Source organism: Amycolatopsis roodepoortensis, assembly GCF_014873915.1.
Taxonomy (GTDB): domain Bacteria; phylum Actinomycetota; class Actinomycetes; order Mycobacteriales; family Pseudonocardiaceae; genus Amycolatopsis; species Amycolatopsis roodepoortensis.
This window is the reverse complement of record NZ_JADBEJ010000008.1, coordinates 813756-832078: the sequence shown is the minus strand read 5'-3', so window position 1 is coordinate 832078 and position 18323 is coordinate 813756. Positions and strand designations below refer to the sequence as shown.

At 69.8% G+C, this 18323-nt stretch carries 19 protein-coding genes; 7 read left to right on the top strand and 12 right to left on the bottom strand.

Annotated elements, in window-relative coordinates:
• Positions 1 to 68: 68 nt before the first annotated feature.
• From H4W30_RS41735 to H4W30_RS41725, 3 genes are all read right to left on the bottom strand, one after another.
• Complete coding sequence (locus H4W30_RS41735) at positions 69 to 839, bottom strand: AfsR/SARP family transcriptional regulator (RefSeq protein WP_192747736.1); 771 nt, start codon at positions 837 to 839, stop codon at positions 69 to 71.
• Between the two features lie 69 nt (positions 840 to 908).
• A complete protein-coding gene (locus H4W30_RS41730; protein ID WP_192747735.1) occupies positions 909 to 2012 on the bottom strand; it encodes a glycosyltransferase family 4 protein in 1104 nt (367 codons plus the stop codon).
• 1 nt (position 2013) lies between these two features.
• Entirely contained in the window at positions 2014 to 3132 is a 1119-nt protein-coding gene (locus H4W30_RS41725) for a glycosyltransferase family 4 protein (protein ID WP_318780769.1), read from the bottom strand.
• A gap of 111 nt (positions 3133 to 3243) precedes the next feature.
• Between H4W30_RS41725 and H4W30_RS41720 the strand changes: the two genes are divergently transcribed.
• Entirely contained in the window at positions 3244 to 4074 is an 831-nt protein-coding gene (locus tag H4W30_RS41720; protein ID WP_192747733.1) for an inositol monophosphatase family protein, read from the top strand.
• A 367-nt stretch (positions 4075 to 4441) separates the two neighbouring features.
• Here the strand turns inward: H4W30_RS41720 and H4W30_RS41715 are convergent, their stop codons facing one another.
• The 3 genes from H4W30_RS41715 to menD all read right to left on the bottom strand — a co-directional run bounded on the left by H4W30_RS41715 (position 4442) and on the right by menD (position 8219).
• The gene (locus H4W30_RS41715; protein WP_192747732.1) at positions 4442 to 4894 is read right to left on the bottom strand and encodes a DUF3592 domain-containing protein; all 453 of its coding nucleotides are present in this window, start codon (positions 4892 to 4894) and stop codon (positions 4442 to 4444) included.
• Positions 4895 to 4916: 22 nt separating this feature from the next.
• Positions 4917 to 6434, bottom strand: coding sequence for a M1 family metallopeptidase (locus H4W30_RS41710; RefSeq protein WP_192747731.1), 1518 nt, complete (start codon positions 6432 to 6434; stop codon positions 4917 to 4919).
• Positions 6435 to 6542: 108 nt separating this feature from the next.
• Entirely contained in the window at positions 6543 to 8219 is a 1677-nt protein-coding gene (gene menD, locus H4W30_RS41705) for a 2-succinyl-5-enolpyruvyl-6-hydroxy-3-cyclohexene-1-carboxylic-acid synthase (RefSeq protein ID WP_192747730.1), read from the bottom strand.
• A 57-nt stretch (positions 8220 to 8276) separates the two neighbouring features.
• Here menD and H4W30_RS41700 point away from each other — a divergent pair, with 57 nt between their 5' ends.
• The 4 genes from H4W30_RS41700 to H4W30_RS41685 all read left to right on the top strand — a co-directional run bounded on the left by H4W30_RS41700 (position 8277) and on the right by H4W30_RS41685 (position 11552).
• The gene (locus H4W30_RS41700) at positions 8277 to 9200 is read left to right on the top strand and encodes a 1,4-dihydroxy-2-naphthoyl-CoA synthase (protein ID WP_192747729.1); all 924 of its coding nucleotides are present in this window, start codon (positions 8277 to 8279) and stop codon (positions 9198 to 9200) included.
• Positions 9201 to 9251: 51 nt separating this feature from the next.
• The gene (gene menE / locus H4W30_RS41695) at positions 9252 to 10376 is read left to right on the top strand and encodes an o-succinylbenzoate--CoA ligase (RefSeq protein WP_192747728.1); all 1125 of its coding nucleotides are present in this window, start codon (positions 9252 to 9254) and stop codon (positions 10374 to 10376) included.
• 62 nt (positions 10377 to 10438) lie between these two features.
• A complete protein-coding gene (locus tag H4W30_RS41690; protein ID WP_162836880.1) occupies positions 10439 to 10597 on the top strand; it encodes a hypothetical protein in 159 nt (52 codons plus the stop codon).
• An 85-nt stretch (positions 10598 to 10682) separates the two neighbouring features.
• Positions 10683 to 11552 (top strand): 1,4-dihydroxy-2-naphthoate polyprenyltransferase, encoded by an 870-nt coding sequence (locus H4W30_RS41685; RefSeq protein WP_192747727.1) that lies wholly within the window; start codon positions 10683 to 10685, stop codon positions 11550 to 11552.
• 185 nt (positions 11553 to 11737) lie between these two features.
• Here the strand turns inward: H4W30_RS41685 and cds1 are convergent, their stop codons facing one another.
• From cds1 to H4W30_RS41670, 3 genes are read right to left on the bottom strand one after another with little or no spacing between them, the layout of a single operon-like run.
• A complete protein-coding gene (cds1, locus tag H4W30_RS41680) occupies positions 11738 to 12820 on the bottom strand; it encodes an L-cysteine desulfhydrase Cds1 (protein WP_192747726.1) in 1083 nt (360 codons plus the stop codon).
• Complete coding sequence (locus H4W30_RS41675; RefSeq protein ID WP_126733234.1) at positions 12817 to 13095, bottom strand: DUF4229 domain-containing protein; 279 nt, start codon at positions 13093 to 13095, stop codon at positions 12817 to 12819. The genes cds1 and H4W30_RS41675 overlap by 4 nt, the downstream gene beginning before the upstream one ends.
• Positions 13096 to 13106: 11 nt before the next feature.
• Positions 13107 to 13580, bottom strand: a complete 474-nt coding sequence (locus H4W30_RS41670; RefSeq protein ID WP_192747725.1) for an Lrp/AsnC family transcriptional regulator — start codon at positions 13578 to 13580, stop codon at positions 13107 to 13109.
• Between the two features lie 249 nt (positions 13581 to 13829).
• Between H4W30_RS41670 and H4W30_RS41665 the strand changes: the two genes are divergently transcribed.
• A complete protein-coding gene (locus H4W30_RS41665; protein WP_005151795.1) occupies positions 13830 to 14042 on the top strand; it encodes a BldC family transcriptional regulator in 213 nt (70 codons plus the stop codon).
• Between the two features lie 148 nt (positions 14043 to 14190).
• The gene (locus tag H4W30_RS41660; RefSeq protein WP_005151794.1) at positions 14191 to 14373 is read left to right on the top strand and encodes a hypothetical protein; all 183 of its coding nucleotides are present in this window, start codon (positions 14191 to 14193) and stop codon (positions 14371 to 14373) included.
• A 3-nt stretch (positions 14374 to 14376) separates the two neighbouring features.
• Here the strand turns inward: H4W30_RS41660 and H4W30_RS41655 are convergent, their stop codons facing one another.
• The 3 genes from H4W30_RS41655 to resB form a co-directional block, all read right to left on the bottom strand.
• Complete coding sequence (locus H4W30_RS41655; protein WP_192747724.1) at positions 14377 to 15705, bottom strand: MinD/ParA family ATP-binding protein; 1329 nt, start codon at positions 15703 to 15705, stop codon at positions 14377 to 14379.
• Positions 15706 to 15783: 78 nt separating this feature from the next.
• Positions 15784 to 16752: a c-type cytochrome biogenesis protein CcsB gene (gene ccsB, locus H4W30_RS41650; protein ID WP_192747723.1), complete on the bottom strand. Its 969-nt coding sequence runs from the start codon at positions 16750 to 16752 to the stop codon at positions 15784 to 15786.
• A 5-nt stretch (positions 16753 to 16757) separates the two neighbouring features.
• The gene (gene resB, locus H4W30_RS41645) at positions 16758 to 18257 is read right to left on the bottom strand and encodes a cytochrome c biogenesis protein ResB (RefSeq protein WP_225951033.1); all 1500 of its coding nucleotides are present in this window, start codon (positions 18255 to 18257) and stop codon (positions 16758 to 16760) included.
• Positions 18258 to 18323: the final 66 nt, after the last annotated feature.

Genomic DNA, 18323 nt, shown 5'->3' with positions numbered 1-18323 from the left:
CCTCGAACCCTAACCCCGAGGTCCTGAGACAGGTCACCCAAGCGGGAGCAAAGCGACGCGCCGTAGGTTCACCTGGCCCGGTGAAGCAACGCCGGGGCACGGTGCGCACCGGCCCCCGCGACCTCGCCGGCGAGGATCCTCCGCTCCAGCAACCGCAGTTCCGGCCCGGGTTCGAGGCCGAGCTGATCGACCGAGACCCGGCGTGCACGCCGGTACGCCGCCAGCGCGTCGGACGTGCGCCCGGCTCGCCAAAGAGCGTCCATCAGGAGGTACTGGGCACGCTGCCGCAACGGGTTCCGCCGCACCAGATCCGCCAGCTCGACGGCCGCGCTCGCGTGCCGCCCGAGGTCCAGTTCGGCCTGGTAGAGCTCTTCGAGCAGGACCAGCCGGTGCTCCGAGAGACGCATCGTCTCGTCCGAAAGCAGCGGGACGTCGAGGCCTTCGTAGGGCGCGCCGTGCCAGTGTGTGAGGGCCTGCCGGATCAGCGAAGCGCGCTGCGCGGGGCCGGCGGCCTTCAACGCTTGGCCCGCCAGCGTCTCGAAGGTCTCGACGTCGAGTTCGCCGGGGTGGACCTCCAGCCGGTAGCCGCCGTTGTCGAAGGTGAGCCGGTCGCCTTCGGGCAGGGCCTGCCGCAGCTTGTGGACGTGCCAGTGCAGCTTCGGCACCGCCCGCGGCTCCCATTTGCTGTCCCACAGCGCCTCGGTGAGCACGTTCACCGGGACGAAGGTGTTCGCGCGGACCAGCAGCACGCCGAGGAGCGTTCTCCTCATCCGGCCGTGCAGCGGGACCGACCGCGATCCGGAAGAGATGCTGAACGTGCCCAGTACTTCGAACCTCACGTGCCGTCCTCTCGCTCGATGGCGTGAGGGGACGATGAATGCCGGTTGTACAAAATGGATACAAAGTGTTCAAGCGAGTGCGGAGAGCATTCCCTGTACCGATCTTGGCCAGGCGAATTCCTCCGCTCGCGCCCGCGCCGCCGCCCGCCGCGCGTCCTCGGGGCTCTCCAGGAGACCGGTGACGGCGCCCGCGAACGCCGGGGCCAGATCGTCGACGGCCTCGCCGCAGCCGGGTCGCACGATCTCCCGCAGCGCCGACGACGCCGAGACCACCACCGGAGTGCCCGAAGCGAGCGCCTCCAGCGCGGCGAGCCCGAACGTCTCGTGTGGACCGGGAGCGAGGGAAACGTCGGCGCTGGCCAGCAGCCGCGCGACGTCGCCGCGTCCGGAGAGGAAGCCGAGGAAGGTCACCGGAAGCCCGCGCGCCCGCCGTTCCAGCGCACGCCTTCGAGGGCCGTCACCGGCGATCACCAGCCGCACGCGGTGCCCTGATTCGGTCAGCTCGGCGACGGTGTCCACGCTGCGCTCGACGTGCTTCTCCGGCGACAGACGTCCACAGTGGACGATCAGCGCGTCGGCGTTCCCGGTCAGCGTGTGCCGCCAGCCGTCGTCGCGCCGGGCCGGGGCGAACGTCGTGAGGTCGACGCCGAGCGGCACCCGGCGCACGTTCGGCGCGGCGATCCGGTCGAATTCCGCGCGGGCGAACGCCGTCGTGCAGACGACCGTGTCGTAGTGCCGCGCCATCCGCCGGTTCGCGACGTCGGCGACCCGCCGCGCGACGGGTTCCGGCATCAGGAACTGCTCCAGGAGCCGGTCCAGCCGCTCGTGCGAGATCACCATGCTGGGCACGCCGTTGCGCCGCGCCCACACGCCCATGCCGCGCAGGGTCAGCCTGTCGGACACTTCCAGTCGGTCCGGCTCCAGGCGTTCCAGCACCGCGCGCACGCGATGCGGATCGACCGCGCGATAGCCGCCGGTACCCGGGATCTGCGGTGCGGGGAGGGAAAACCGGCGGACTCCCGAGGGAAGCGTCTCGTCCGCGTAGCGCGGGCCGGGCACCACGAGGGTCACCTGATGGCCGCTCGCCACGTAGCCGGCGCCGAGGTGGTGCAGGGCCGTGCGGAGCCCGCCCGAGCGTGGCCCGTAGAAGTTGGCCAGCTGGACGATGTGCATTTCAGGCCGCGCGAGCGATCTTGCCCTGGACGGCCTCGTAGTGGCCGACCAGTTCATGGCACACCGCGGGCCAGGTGCGGCCGAGCACGACCTTTCGTGCCTTCTCCCCCAGCCTGGCGCGCAGCGCTTCGTCGCGCAGGTCGTCGACCTTGTCCACCAGCGCCGTCGCGAACCCGGCACGGTCGGCGGGCAGCAGATAGCCGGTGCGGCCGGGCAGGACCAGATCCTTCGGGCCGCCCGCGTTCGGCGCCAGCACCGGCAGCCCGGACGCCATCGCCTCCTGGATGGCCTGGCAGAACGTCTCGTGCGGTCCTGTGTGGACGAACACGTCAAGGCTCGCGTACGCGGCGGAGAGCTCTTCGCCGTAGCGGGCGCCGAGGAACGCGGCACCCGGGATCCGTTCGCGCAGCATCGGCAGTTCCGGCCCGTCACCGACGACGACCACGCGGATCCCGTCGACCCCGGCGAGCGCGGTCAGGCGCTCGACCTCCTTCTCGGGCGCGAGCCTGCCGACGAAACCGACGAGCAGTTCGCCGTTCGGCGCCAGCTCGGCCCGCATCGCGGGGTCGGCGTGGACCGGCGAGAACCGCTCGATGTCGACACCGCGCGCCCAGCGGTGCACCCGCGGGATCCCGTGCAGTTTCAGCTGATCCACCGAGTCCGTCGACGGCGCGAGCGTGCGGTCGGCGCGCGAGTGCAGGCGGCGCACCCAGCGCCAGGCCGCGCGGGCGGCGATACCGAAGCCGTACGCGGCGGCGAAACCGGCGATGTCGGTCTGGTACACCGCGACACACGGCACCCGCAGCCGCCTGGCCGCGGCGAGCCCGCGGGCGCCGACCACGAACGGCGACGCCAGATGCACCACGTCCGGACCGAAATCGGCCAATGCGGTGAGCACCGTCCTGGTCGGGACGCCGACCGGGAGGGAGTTCACGCCGGGGAAATCGAGGGCGGGAATGCGCACGACCGGGGCGCCGAGGTACTCCACGGGACCCGGCCCGGGGGCGATGATCAGCACGTCGTGCGCGCGGTCGCGGAGGTGTTCCACGACGCGGAGCACGGAGTTGGTCACGCCGTTCACCTGGGGCAGGAAACTTTCGGTGACTATCGCGACTCGCACGCGGATCACTGTCGCATCCGGTTGTGACACCCACGCCAACAAAAACGGAACAGACGACATGTCATCTCAAGGTCGTGTTCCGTAAACCAGGCTCGGCCACACTAGTCAGGCATGACCCTCCTGTCGTCTAGGCCGCCTCAGCCCGTCGAGCCCGGGCTGGTGTCGAGGGCCCTCGAAGTGGCCGGGCGGCTGGCCAACGACGCGACCGACGTGATCACCGCGACCGCGGGCCGGGGCGCCCAGCCCGATCCGAAGGACTCGCCCTTCGACTGGGTCACCGACACCGACCGGATCCTCGAACGTCACACCCGGCGCGTGCTGACCGCGGAATTCCCCGGCATCCCCGTCGTCGGCGGTGAATTCGGTGCCGACCACGGTGCCGACGTCGCGGAATACCGCTGGGTGGTCGACCCGATCGACGGCACCGCGAACTACGTCGCCGGTGTGCCTTGGTGCGCGTACAGCCTCGCCCTGATCGACGCTTCCGGCCCGGTGGTCGGCGTGGTCGCCGACCCGTACCGCGCCCAGATCTACGCCGCCGCGCGCGGCCGCGGCGCCCGGGCGAACGGCAAGCCGATCACGCTCACCGACCGGTGCGGGACCGCCGGCGCGATCGTCTGCACGGAACTCACGCGCAAGGGTGTCTGGCCGGGGATGGGCCAGTTCATCGAACGGGCCGCCGCCGCGCACGCCGGGGTCCGGGTGCTCGGCTCGGCGGCGCTGGCGATCGCGCAGGTCGCGCTGGGACACGCGGCCGCGGCGGTGCTGCACAGCTACCGCGAATGGGACGTCGCCGGATCGGTCGCGCTGGCCATCGAGGCGGGTGCCGTGGTCCTGGACCGGCACGGGGAAGGCGCGGCCCTGCCGGTCGACGCGCTCCTGGTCGCGGCCCCCGGTGTGGCCGACGAGGTCCTGGGCTGGTGGCAGGAGTCGGTTGGCTGAGTTACGCGCCCGATCACGCGAGTTACGCCTCCAATCACGCGAGTTCGCCTTCCAATCACGCGTGTGCGCCGTCTGATCACACGTGTTCGCCGGTTCCGTACGGCCAGCTCGCGCGACTGAGCACGGGACTCACGTGATTGGGGACGGGACTCGCGTGATTGGGTGCGGGACTCGCGTGATTAGAGGCGTAACTCGCGTGATCGGGCGCGAGATTCGCGTGATGGGTGCGGGACTCACGTGATTGGGGGCGTAACTCGCGTGATCGGGCGCGAGATTCGCGTGATTGGGGGCGTAACTCGCGTGATCAGACGGCGCACTCGCGTGATCAGAGGGACGACACGCGTGATTGGAAGGCGAACTCGCGTGATCAGGCGGACGACTCGGCGAGCGAGCGCCGGTAGGCCAGCCGTTGCCGCCGGATCCACCACAGCAGCGGGCCGGCGATCAGCCAGGTGAAGAAGATCATGCTGCCCAGCGGCAGCAGCGTGTTCGCCGCCGAGCGCCCGGCCACCCGCGCGAGTTCCGGGTCGCCGACGTCGTACTCGATGTTCACCAACTGCCCGGCGGCCAGCCCGGACGGGTAGAGCACGCCGTTGGCCGGGCTGTGCATGATGCCGTCGGGGGTCGCGTAGTTGATGATCGTGCGGTCGAAGGCCACCGACTCGACCTGCGCCGTCGCCTGCCCGAGCTCCGCTTCGATCGCGCTGTCGTTCCGGATGGCGGCGAACAGCAGCGAGACACCGAGCACGGTGACGAGTGAGGCGACAACGAGGGCGGCATACCACCCGATGCGCCTCACCCGCTCCGCTTTGGCCGTCACGCCGCGAGCGTATCGCTACCCGTCAGTGGGCGTGTCGCTCGGCGAGGAATTCATGGGTCGCCTTGATCTGCGGGTACGACTTCGGTGCGACCGGGGCCACAGCGGCCCGCAATGCCGCCTGCGCACCGTTCGGGCCCACGGCGGGCTTGCCCTTCGTGTACAGCCACGTCTGGAACAGGTCGTACAGCGGCTTGCCCGAGATCCGCTCCGCCAGCGCGATGAACTCCGGGATCACCGCCGACTTGGCCTTCTTCACCTGCTGCCAGGTCTGCAGGATCCGGAAGAACGTGTCGTCACCCACGGCCTTGCGCAACGCGTGCACCGCGAGCGCGCCGCGGTCGTAGACGGCCGCGTCGAACTGGTTGTCCGCGCCCGGGTCGGCGGGCAGGACCTGCCAGAACGGGTCCTCGGCCGGAATCGAGTCGTAGATGTACTGGGCGAGTTCGTCGGCCGTGCCCTCGCCGGCCTCCTCCGACCACAGGAACTCGCCGTAGGAGGCGAAACCCTCGTTCAGCCAGATCTCGCTCCACTTGCCCAGCGTGACGCTGTTGCCGAACCACTGGTGCGCCTGCTCATGCGCGACGATCGAGGTGTTGGAGCCGCTCCGGAAGGCCCTGGCGCCGTACACCGGCCGCGTCTGGTTCTCCAGCGCGAAGGTGATGCCGGTGGTGACGACGCCGCCCTGCGCCTCGAACGGATAAGGCCCGAACTTCGAGGCGAGGAACTCGGTGATCTCCGGCGTCCGCTCGATGCTGGCCTTGGCCGCGCCGAGCGATTCGCCGAGGTCGGCGCCGTAGGCGGTGATGAACGGCTGGCCGTCCGGCGTGGTCTGCTGGTTCACCTCGAACTTGCCGACCTCCAGCGACGTGAGGTACGTCGCCTGCGGTTTGGTGCTGCGCCAGTTCCAGCGCGTCCAGCCCGGCCGCTGCACCGTCTTGCGGACGAGCGTGCCGTTCGACAGCGCGGCGACGTCGTTCGGGACCTCGACCGAGATGTCGTAGGTGGCCAGGTCGGTCGGGTGATCGTTGGAGGGGAACCACCAGGCCGCGCTCTGCGGCTCGTCGACGGCCAGCGCGCCGTCCGGGGTCTTCTTCCAGGCGGTGAAGCCGTCGATCTTCACCTTCGACGGCGTGTCCGCGTAGGCCACGACGACGGTCGCCGTCTGGCCCTTCTTCAGCGGCGAGGCCGGCGTGACGGTGAGCTCACCGGTGCCGTCGGTCGACGTCGCGAACTTCGCGGGCCGGTTGTTGACCCGGACGCTCGACACCTTCAGCCCGAAGTCGAGGTTGAACGCCGAGAGGTCCTGCGTCGCGGTGAGCAGGATCGTCGTGGCGCCGGACAGCAGGTCGGTCGCGGGCTGATAGGTAAGCCGGAGGTCGTAGTGACCGACGTCGTAGCCGCCGTTGCCGGCGTGCGGGTAGTACGGGTCGCCGATGCCGATCGAGCCGGGCGCGGGTGCGGCGGCCGCGCTGCCGGCGAGCAGCACCGAGACGACGCCAGCGGTCAATCCGGCGAAGCCGGCGCGAGTCTTCAAGCGCATTGCGAATCCTCCCAGGATTTGTCAGCGCGCTCGAACGTAGCCAGCCGATCGACGCGGAGACACGTCCGAAGGAGGGGTTCCTAGCCTCTGGACTGAGATCAAAAACGGCTAGACAGCACGCACGGCGGAGGACACCGCCGTACGGAGGCGCGCATGCAGCTCGCGATGGCGCGTTCGGTCCACGCGAACCTCCACCACGCGCAGCCCTGGCGCGGGCTTGAGCGCCGCGCGGAACTCGGTGAGCGTCTCGGCGACGACGTGCGGCACGCGGTATCCGGCGCACAGGGCACCGAGGTCGGCGCCGTGCGGCGTGCCGAAGACCCGCTCGAAGCTGGCGTTGTGCTCGGGCGCCCCCTGCTCCAGCAGGGAGAAGATGCCGCCGCCGTCGTCGTTGAGCACCACGATCGTCAGGTCGGGGCGCTGTTCGGCGGGCCCGGTCAGCAGGCCGCTCGCGTCGTGCAGGAACGTCAGGTCGCCGAGCAGGGCGTACGAATGTCCCCTGTGGACGGTCGCGGCGCCGATCGCGGTCGACACCATGCCGTCGATCCCGGCGACGCCGCGGTTGCGGTGCACGAGGACGTCGGGCCGCAGGCGTCCGGCGAGGGCGACGTCGCGGGTCGGGTTGGACGAGCCGACGACCAGCAGCGATCCCTCCGGGACCGCGTCGACCAGCTCGGTCGCCAGGCGCAGCCCGCTCGGCCACGGCTCGTCGGCCAGCGCTTCGGTGACCGCCCCCGCCGCCGCCTTGTCCGCGCGCTGCCAGCTCGCGAGCCACTCCGGATCGGCCGGTTTGGTCGGCTCGTCGAACCACTGGCCGACCTGGCGGACGTTGTGCGCGGGCGCGGGCCAGTCCGAATCCGGCCGGACCAGCAGCACCTCGACGTCCGGATCGGACAGCACCCGCTGGACCTGCCGGAACACCGTCGGACGCCCGATGCACAGGACCTGTTCGGGTTTGTGCCGCGAGATGAACTCCTCGACGCCGAGCAGCCACGCGCCGGACGAGATCGCGGTCGCGCCCGCCATCCCGATACCGCCGGTCTCGGAGACGACCGGCCAGCCGTGCAGCTCGGCCCACTCGCTGGCCGCCTGCACGCCGGTGTCGCACGCGATGACCAGGCCATGGCGGGCCGAGGGCACCACGAAAGAGGGAAGCGCGCCGAAGTCCGGGAGTTCCGTCCAGCGAGCGCCGTCGGGACGCCCTTCGAGTGACTCGTACCACTCGCCGTCATCATCGATATCGGGCACGAGCGGCTCCCGGAACGGGATGTTCAGGTGCACGGGCCCGCAGCGCCATTCGCCGTACGCGGCGTTCCAGGCGCGGCAGATCTGGCCGCGCCAGTACGAGTTCTGCCCGGCGCGGCGTTCGGCGACGGCGAGCTCGTCGAAGTAGCGGATGGCGTTGCCGTAGAGCTGGTGCTGGTCGATGACCTGGCTCGCGCCGGCGGCCCGCATCTCGGGCGGCCGGTCGGCGGTCAGCACGATCAGCGGGACCCCCGCGCGGTCGGCCTCCAGCACGGCGGGGTGGAAGTTCGCGGCCGCGGTGCCCGAGGTGCACAGCAGCGCGACGGGGCGCCCGGTGCGCGCGGCGATGCCGAGGGCGAGGAAACCGGCGCCGCGTTCGTCGATGCGGACGTGCAGCTGGAGGCGCCCGGCGGCGGCCGCGTCGTACAGCGCGATCGACAGCGGGGCGTTGCGTGAGCCCGGGCAGAGGACGACGTGCGAGACGGTGTTGCGGACGAGTTCGTCGACGATGACCCTGGCCTGCGCGGTGGAAGGATTCACCGGCAGACCTCGGGTTTCACACTACGACTCACGGCCACACGTCCTATTCTCCCAAACGTGGATGACGCCCAGGTTTCCGAGCTGTTCGACCCCGCCTTGTGGACGGAAGTCGAAGGTTTCGACTTCACCGACATCACCTATCACCGCTCCTCTGAGAGCCGCTCAGGCAAACGTGTCGTACGTGTCGCGTTCGACCGTCCCGAGGTCCGCAACGCCTTCCGCCCGCACACCGTCGACGAGCTCTACCGCGCGCTCGACCACGCGCGGATGAGCTCGGACGTCGGGTGCGTCCTGCTCACCGGCAACGGCCCTTCGCCGAAGGACGGCGGCTGGGCGTTTTGTTCCGGTGGTGACCAGCGTATTCGCGGACGCTCCGGGTATCAGTACGCGGAAGGGGAGACCTCTGACACGATCGATCCGGCGAGGGCCGGACGGCTGCACATCCTCGAGGTCCAGCGGCTGATCAGGTTCATGCCGAAGGTCGTCATCGCCGTGGTCCCCGGCTGGGCGGCGGGCGGCGGGCACTCGCTGCACGTGGTGTGCGACCTCACGCTCGCCTCGGCCGAGCACGCGCGCTTCAAGCAGACCGACGCCGACGTCGGCTCCTTCGACGGCGGCTACGGCTCGGCGTATCTGGCCAAGCAGGTCGGGCAGAAGTTCGCGCGGGAGATCTTCTTCCTCGGCCGCGAGTACACCGCCGAGCAGATGCAGGCGATGGGCGCGGTCAACTCCGCCGTCCCGCACGCGAAGCTCGAGGCCGAGGCGCTGGACTGGGCGTGGGCGATCAACGGCAAGTCGCCGACGGCGCAGCGGATGCTCAAGTACGCGTTCAACCTCACCGACGACGGTCTGGTCGGCCAGCAGCTCTTCGCCGGCGAAACCACCCGGTTGGCGTACATGCAGGACGAGGCCGTCGAGGGCCGCGACTCGTTCCTGGAGAAGCGCTCCCCCGACTGGTCGGCCTTCCCGTACTACTACTGACCTGCGTTTAGCGGGCTAAACGCGATCCGCGGGCGGACGTAGGGTGGAGCGATGCGTGCGGTAGGGGTGGACGGGAGTCCGGAGTCGATCGTCGCTCTCACCACGGCATTGGCCGAGGCGCTCGACGGCGGCCCCGCCGTCCTCCCCTACTCGTCGGAGCCCCTGCGCGACGCGATGGAGCCGGCGCGCCCGGCCGAGCCCGGGACGGCGGTGATCATCGCCACCTCCGGGTCCACCGGTGAGCCGAAGGGGGTCCTGCTGTCGGCGTCGGCGCTCACCGCGTCGGCTCACGCGACCCACAAGAGGCTCGGCGGGCCGGGCCACTGGTTGCTCGCGACCCCGGCGCACTACATCGGCGGACTCCAGGTGCTGGTGCGCTCACTGCTGGCCGGGACGACGCCGTCCGTGCTGCACGCCTCCGGTTTCCGGCCGGACAACTTCGCCGAAGCCGCCGCACCGCTGCTGTCCCTGGACGGGCCGCGCTACACCGCGCTCGTGCCGACCCAGCTCGGGCGGCTGCTCGACGCCGGTGGCCCCGGCCTGGCGGCGGCGCGCGCGTTCGACGCGATCATCGTCGGCGCCGCGGCGACGACGGCGGATCTCCGCGAGCGCGCCGCCGAAGCGGGCGTGAAGATCGTGCCCGCGTACGGCATGAGCGAGACCGCGAGCGGCTGCGTCTACGACGGCGTACCGCTGGACGGAGTACGCGTCGAACTCGAAGACGAGCGGGTCTGTATCACGGGTGAAGTCCTCGCGCACGGCTACCGGCTGCGACCCGGCCTGACCGCGGAGGCCTTCGAGGACGACCGGTTCCGCACTTCCGATCGTGGCCGGTGGACGGCCGACGGGCGGCTGGAGATCCTCGGGCGGATCGACGACATGATCAACACCGGTGGAGTGAAGGTGGCCGCTGCGACCGTCGAGCGGATCTTGACCGCACAACCCGGGATCCGGGACGCGTGCGTGGTCGGGGTGCCCGACCCGGAGTGGGGCGAAGCCGTCGTCGCGCTTGTCGTCGGCGCTGGTTGCGACGTCGAATCGCTGCGTGCCGCGTGCCGCGAAGAGGCCGGCGCGGCCGCCGCTCCGAAGCGGGTCGAATTCGCCGAAGAGCTCCCCTTGCGAGGCCCCGGGAAGGTCGACAGGACGGCCGTCAGGAATCTCCTACGAAGGTCGTGAATTCCCCACCGATTACCGGGACGTTGTTGACACAGTCATTACCCGCGGGTTTACGTCTACCTATGACGCGCTGGACACGCACAGTATTGGCCTGCACCGCCGTCACGATGGGACTGGTCGCTTTGGCCGGGCCCGCGCTGGCGGACGAACCGGAGACCGCCGTTCCGAACAGCGGCACGCTCACCTGGACCCTGGAAGACACGATCGACGACCTCAAGTAGCGCGACTCGTCACCTGCTCGCGAGGGCGCGGGCAGGTGACGAGCCCCGCATACCGGCCGGTAGTGGCCAGGGCCAGAATGGCGACATGGCGACTGCTGGTGAATGGATCGAAGGGGCGCGCCCGCGGACGCTGCCCAACGCGGTGGCGCCGGTGGTCGCCGGAGTCGGCGCGGCGATCGCGCTCGACGGCTTCTCCTGGACCCGCTCGATTCTCGCGCTGCTCGTCTCGCTGGCGCTGATCGTCGGCGTGAACTACGCCAACGACTACTCCGACGGCATCCGCGGCACCGACGAGAACCGCGTCGGCCCGCTGCGACTGGTCGGCTCCGGAGTCGCGAAGCCGAAGGCCGTCCTGGCGGCCGCACTCGTGGCTCTCGGGCTCGCCGGCGTCCTCGGGCTCGTGCTCGTCGCGATCAGCGGGCTGTGGTGGCTGCTGGCGATGGGCGCGGTCTGCATCCTCGGCGCCTGGTTCTACACCGGCGGCAAAAAGCCTTACGGCTACTACGGTTTCGGCGAGATCGCGGTCTTCGTCTTCTTCGGGCTGGCCGGCGTGCTCGGCACCGTGTACGTCCAAGCGGGACAGGTCAGCTGGACCGCGCTCGGCTGCGCGGTCGCCGTCGGCTCGTTCTCGACCGGCGTGCTGACCGCCAACAACCTCCGCGACATCCCGACCGACATCGAGTCCGGCAAGCGCACGCTCGCGACCCGCCTCGGTGATGGCGGGACCCGCCGGCTTTACCTGGTGCTGGTCGCGGTGCCGTACGTCGTGAGCGTGCTGCTCGCCTTCGTGACGCCGTGGGCGCTGCTGGGCCTGGTGACCGCGCCGCTGCTGCTGAAGTCGGTCAAGGCCGTCGGCGGCGGGGCGCAGGGGCGGGCGCTGATCCCGGCGCTGCGGGACACCGGATTCGCGATGCTGGGGTGGGCGGTGCTGACCGCGGTGGCGCTGGCGCTGTGAAGGCGTCTGATGCGGGACTGTGCGGATGCCGGGACCGCCGTCGCCCTCGCGCTGTGGAGGCGTCACCGGACCTTTGATGCGGGACTGTGTGGATTTCGGGGCGTTGGATGACCCGAAATCCACACAGTGCGGCGCGAAAGGGCCGGTCACGCGTCTTCCGTGCTCGCGACGCCCACCCGAAGCCGTCAGGCCTCCGGTGCGAGCTTCCCGCTCACCAAAAACTCCCGGTACTTCTCCAGGTAAGGCGCGATGTCGATGTTCTTCTGCGCCAGCCAAGCGTCGTCGTAGTACGTGTTGGCGTACCGCTCACCGCCGTCGCACAGCAGCGTGACGACGCTGCCCGCCTGGCCTTCCGAGACCATCCGCGAGATCAGCGTGAAAGCGCCGAAGAGGTTCGTCCCGGTCGAGCCGCCCGCCCAGTGCCCGGTCCGCTCACGCAGCACGCGGATAGCCGCCAGCGAAGCGGCGTCCGGCACCTGGAACATCTCGTCGATCACCCCGGGCACGAACGACGGCTCGACGCGCGGCCGCCCGATTCCCTCGATCCGCGAAGGCATGCCGGTGCTGTAGTCGAGCGCCCCGGTCTGCCAGGCGCCGAAGAACGAAGAGTTCTCCGGGTCGACGACGGCGATCTTCGTGGTGTTCCGCTTGTAGCGCACGTAGCGGCCGAAGGTCGCGCTCGTGCCGCCGGTCCCGGCGCCGACGACGATCCACGCCGGCACGGGGTGCCGCTCGGACTGCATCTGCGCGTACACCGATTCGGCGATGTTGTTGTTCCCGCGCCAGTCCGTCGCGCGCTCCGCGTAGGTGAACTGGTCGAGGTAGTGGCCGTTGCACTCCGAAGCGAGCCGCTCGGCCTCCGGGTACATGTCCGGCGCGCGGTCGACGTAGTGGCATTCGCCGCCGTAGAACTCGATGAGCGCGATCTTCTCCGGCGACGTGCTGCGCGGCACCACGGTGATGAACCGCAGCCCGAGCATCCGCGCGAAGTACGCCTCCGAAACCGCCGTCGAGCCGCTGGACGCCTCGACGAGCACGGTGTCCGGCCCGATCTGGCCGTTCACCAGACCGTAAAGGAACAGCGAACGCGCGAGCCGGTGCTTGAGCGAGCCGGTCGGATGGACGGACTCGTCCTTCAGGTAAAGGTCCACGCCCCATTCCGCGGGCAGCGGGAAGACGTGGAGGTGCGTGTCGGCGCTGCGGTTCGCGTCGGCCTCGATGATGCGGACGGCTTCGCGGACCCAGCTGCGGCTGTGCAGGAGGCTCACGCGGCACCGTCCACCCGGTCGCCGCGCAGCTGCGAGCGCAGCTCGGCACGGGCGCGGGCGCGCTTTTCGTTGCGGCGGGCGAGCCCGGCGGTCACGCGCGCGTTCAGCGGGCGGAACAGCAGCAGGCCCAGCGGCAGCCCCACGACCAGGCCGATCACCAACGCGACCAGCAGCGGGACGTTGGCCAGCAGTAACCCGCCTGCGATGACCCCGACCAGGACGAACCTGGCCAGCACGTACAGCGTCAGGTCACGGGGCAGGTGATTATCGCTCACACCAACGCAGGCTACGCGTTGCCGTTGCGGCCGTCGTCCAGGCCCGCGTTGTTGGGCCGTCCTTCGAAGCGGGTGGAGAGCACGACGGTGGTGTTCGTGCGGCCGACGCCGGGGATCCGCCGCAGCCTGCCGAGGGTCCGCTCCAGATCGTCGACGGTCGCCACCCGCACCTTGACGACGAAGGCCTCGTCGCCCGCGACGGCGTAGCAGCTTTCGACCTCGTCCAGCGCCCCGAGCGCCTCCGCGACGTCGTCCTCGGTCGCGGTGTCGGTGGGGTGGATGCCGACCAGCGCCGTCACCCCGAGCCCGACCGTGCTCGGGTCGACCATGGCGTGGTAGCCGGTGATCACGCCGGCGGCCTCGAGTTTGCCGACGCGTTCGTGCACTGATGAAGCCGAGAGTCCGACAGACCGGCCGAGGTCGGCGTAGGTAGCCCGCCCGTTCTCCCGTAATGCCGCGATGATCTTCCGATCCACCTGGTCCACCGCTACACCTTAGGTGCCACGGCCCGATTCGCGTGATCAGGGCGCGTTTTCATACATCCGTGACAAGACCGCGGGGCCGGAACGCGCATGTCGCGGTTGTCGGTTTTGACCTTTAAGGGCTCTTTACCTATGGACAACCGTTCGAGTACCTGACGGGTGAGATGCAACGATTGCCGCGTTGGCTACCCGGCACGACGGGCATCGGGCCCGCCCTCCGGTTTAGCACTGGAACCGTGAAGGAGGCGGAAAATGACCGCGACCATGGGCGGCAGGTTGCTCACCCCCGGCGAAGTGGCGGCTCTGTTCCGGGTCGACCCCAAGACCGTGACCCGCTGGGCGACCGCGGGCCGGATCGGCTCGATCCGTACTCCCGGCGGGCACCGCCGGTTCCGCGAGGCCGAGGTGAACGAACTCCTCGCCGAGCTCACCACCGACGCCAGCGAGCCCGCCCGCAAGGTCTGAGCAGGCATTTCCCTCAAATGGGACTCCAGTGACGAAGGGCTCGTAACCGCCCTTCGTCACATTGGGGTATCCATGAGTCCCCCCACGCGCGGCAAAGGGGCTAGCCTCGTGGGACTGAGGAACGTCCTCCACGCGGAAGGGACCGAGCATGATCTATCTGCTCGCGGCCATCGGAGCGCTCACCGTCGCCGTGGTCTTGTGGCGCGCGTTCGGGATCGAGCGTGTCGGGGTGCCCTCGTCGCGACCGACACTGGCCCCGGACGACGACCCCGACTTCCTGCGCAAGCTCGGTGAGCAGCAGCGCAAGGGTAAAGACGAGGACAAAGAGTAAAGACTAGGCCTGGATCGGCTGGTACGGCTGGCCGCCGAAGCCGTCGGCGACGGTGGCGGCCAGTTCCAGCAGCGCCAGCCTGGTGTCCGCGTCGAGCCGGTCCAGCTCGATCTCCGCGCCCTCTTCCAGGTGCGGGTCGAACGGGATCCGGCACACCGATCGGACGCGCGCGCCGAAGTGCGCGGACAGCTTGTCGAGATCGACGGAGCCACCCTTCGGCCGCACCGAGTTGATCACCGCGACGGACCGTTTGACCAGGTCACCGTAGCCGTGCGCCTCCAGCCAGTCGAGCGTGGCCGACGCGCTGCGCGCCCCGTCGACGGAGCCGGAGGAGACCACCACCAGCGCGTCCGCGACGTCGAGGACGCCCTTCATCGCCGAGTGCATCAAACCGGTCCCGCAGTCGGTGAGCACGATGTTGTAGAAGTGCTCCAGCAGGTTGACCGTGCGCCGGTAGTCGTCCTCGGAGAAGGCCTCCGAAACCGCCGGGTCCTGCTCGCTGGCGAGGATCTCCAGCCGGCTTCCGCCCTGTGAGGTGTACGAACGGACGTCGCTGTACCTGGTGATCTTGTCCGCGTCACGCAGCAGGTGCCGGACGGTCGCGGTGGTCTCGATCGGGATCTTCTGCGACAGTGTCCCGCGGTCCGGGTTCGCGTCGACGGCGACGACGCGGTCACCGCGCAGCGAAGCGAACGTCGAGCCCAGGGTGGTCGTCGTGGTGGTCTTGCCGACGCCGCCCTTGAGGCTCAGCATCGCGATCTTGTAGCACCCGCGCAGCGGCTGGTTGATCTGCGCGATCAGCTCCCGTTTACGCGTGTCCTTGGGGCTCTCACCCGGGTTGACCAGCTTGCCGGTGCCCACGTAAAGGGCCTTGCGCCAGCCCGACTGCGGCTTGCGCTTCTGCGGCTTCACCAGGCTCGCGGTGGCGAGTTCGTCCGGGAGCGCGTGCCTGCCCTGCGGCTGCGGAAGCCCCGGAACCGCCTGCTGCGGCTGCGCGTACTGCTGCTGAGGCGGGTACGGGGCGGCCTGCTGCGGCTGGGGCTGCTGTGGGTGCAGCGGCGGCAGGTTCTGGTCGTAGGGCTGCTGATACTGCCCTTGCGACGGCTGCGGCAGCGGCGGCTGCTGCTGCTGGGGAGCGGGCTGCTGCTGCGGGTACTGGGCCTGCTGCGGCGGATACTGCGGCTGCACGACTTGGGTCGGTTCGGCCTCGAAACCGGCCGCGGGCGGATGCGGCGCCGAATCCGTCCGGTCCTCGGAGAACAACTCCGAGGGCTGGACGCTCTCGGTCGGTTCGGGGTGGCCAGGAGCCGATTCTTCGCTGGGTCCGGTCACCGCTGAATTCCTCCTCCGCGCACGTCTACCCCCATACCTCAGTATTGACGGTAGTCGTCGCGCGCGCAGAGGCGGCGGTCAGCCCCCGGCGTAGGAGTGCAGACCCGACGTCACCAGGTTCACGAAGAACATGTTGAAGATCGTCGCGGAGAAACCGACGATGTTGATGATCGCGGCCCGCTTCCCGCGCCAGCCCGCGGTGGCGCGGGAGTGCAGGTACGCCGCGTAGACGACCCACGCCACGAAGGCGACGGTCTCCTTCGGGTCCCAGCCCCAGAACCGGCCCCACGCCGCCTCGGCCCACACCGCGCCGCAGAGCACGCCGAAGGTGAAGATCGGGAAGGCGAAGATGGTGGTGCGGTAGGCGATGCGGTCGAGCACGTCCGCCGCGGGCAGCTTCGGGCCGAACTTGGCGAACTTCGCCGGGTTGTCGTCGTGGGCGGCGCGGAACAGGTAAAGGACGCTCGCGACACCCGGCACCAGGAAGACACCGGAACCGATGATCGCCGCGGAGACGTGGATGATCAGCCAGTACGACTGGAGCGCGGGCTGTACCGGCGCGGCCGTCGTGTACAGCATGGTGCCGTTGACGAACATCAGGATCACGACCGGCAGCAGCAGGAAGCCGGTGAGGTGGCGGACCGGGAACTTCCGCATGATGACGATCCAGGTCACGACGGCGATGAAGGTCGTGGCCATGCCGTATTCGTAGAGGTTGCCCCACGGCGCGCGGTGCACGGCGAGGCCGCGCAGCACGATCGCGGCCAGGTGCAGCAGCGCGGCCAGCACCAGCAGCGCGGCGCCCATGCGGCCGATGCGCTCGGGGCGGCCGACCTCGCGCGGGGCCTCGACGGGCGTCCCGTATGCCGGCGGACCGCCGGCGCCGACCAGTTCGCGCGCCTTCTGCTTGCTGCGCTCGGCCGCCAGACGGCCCTTCGCGCCGAAGCCCTGCTCGATGAGGGCGAACATCAGCGCGAGGACGTAGATCGCCGCCGCGGTGGTGTAGGAGTAGTCGCTGTACTGGGACAGCGTCTCGTTGATCGGCATGACCTCTAGTTGCCTCTCTGCCCCTGGACCAGCTTGTCGCTGATCCGCTGGAACTCTTCGCCATAGCCCGCCTGATCGGTGCGCGCCAGCCCGGCGACCTCGATCACGGTACCCGGCTCACCTTCACCCGCCGGGGTCACCCGGACCCACACCCGGCGCCGTTTGACCAGCAGCGATCCCGCCAGCCCGATCAGCATCGCGACCGCGCAGACGAGCACCCAGCCCTGCACGGGGTCGTGCGAAACCTGGATGGCGACCCATTCCTGGACGCCGTCGAAGCGGACCTTCGTGCCGTCGTCCAGCACGGTTTCCTGACCCTGGTCGAGGTTCTGCCGGGTGAGCTTCTTGAGCCTGCCGTCCGCGACGAGCGACTGGTCGATCTGGAAGATCGACTGCCCGCGGCCGGCGTCGAGGCCGAGGTCGCCGCGGTAGATGTCGACGGCCACGGCCGGCTTGTTCGCCTCGGGCCGCGACGACGTCAGCACGTTGCCGTGCATGAACGCGGTCGGCGCGAGGAGGCCGGTGATCGCGAGCTGGCGGGTGCGGCGTTCGATCGGGTCGGAGATACCCGGCTGGTCGATCTTCGTCGCGCCCTCGGAGAGCTTCGTCGGCTCGTCGGCGGGACGCCACGGCGTGATGTTGGTCCGCACCGTGCCGTCGGGGAAGGTCACGGTGAACTTCGGGGAGTAGCCGAAGTTCAGCAGGTAGACGCGGTCGCCCGCGGTGCGCAGCGGCGAGTTGACCTCGAGCCCGTACGGCTTCCACGCGCCGGTCTGCAGGTCTTCGCCGGACTGGTACTCCATGTTGGAGTGGTAGTAGTTCGCCTGGCCGGACTCGGTGTAGCGCGCCTCGAAGTCCTTGAGGCGGATGCAGAACGCGTTGAGGTCGGTGCCGTCGACGCGCAGCCCGGCGTTGAAGGTGTCGTAGCCGAGGATCCCGGAGTTGCACCACGGGCTGCCGTCGGCCTGGACGATGACCTGGCCTTCGTAACCGAACAGCTTGCCCAGCGCGAAGAAGATGATCAGGCCGAGCATGCCGAAGTGGAAGACGAGGTTGCCGGTCTCGCGGAGGTACCCGCGCTCGGCGGAGATGCTGCGGCTTCCGTCGGCCTCTTCGCGCTCGACACGGCGCCAGCCCTTGAGCAGCGTGTGCGTGTCCTTCAGGACCGTCTCGGGGGTCCGGTCGGTCGTGGTGGACACGTGATGCGGCATCCGCGAGAGCTTGCGCGGCGTGAGCACCGGCTTCGCGCGCATCGCCTTCGCGTACTCGAAGCTGCGCGGCGCGAGGCAGCCGATGAGCGAGACCATCAGCAGGATGTAGATCGCCGAGAACCAGACGCTGCCGTAGACCTCGAAGAACTGCAGGCGGTCGAGCAGTTCGCCCCACCAGCCGTGCGCGGCGATGTACTCGTCGGTCTTGGCGACGTTGAGGTTCCGCTGCGGCAGCAGGGCGCCGGGCATCGCGGCGAGCGCGAGCAGGAACAGCAGCACCAGCGCGGTGCGCATCGACGTCAGTCCGCGCCAGGTGTTGCGCAGGAAGGCGAAGACCCGCTTCAGCGGCGTCTGACGGTA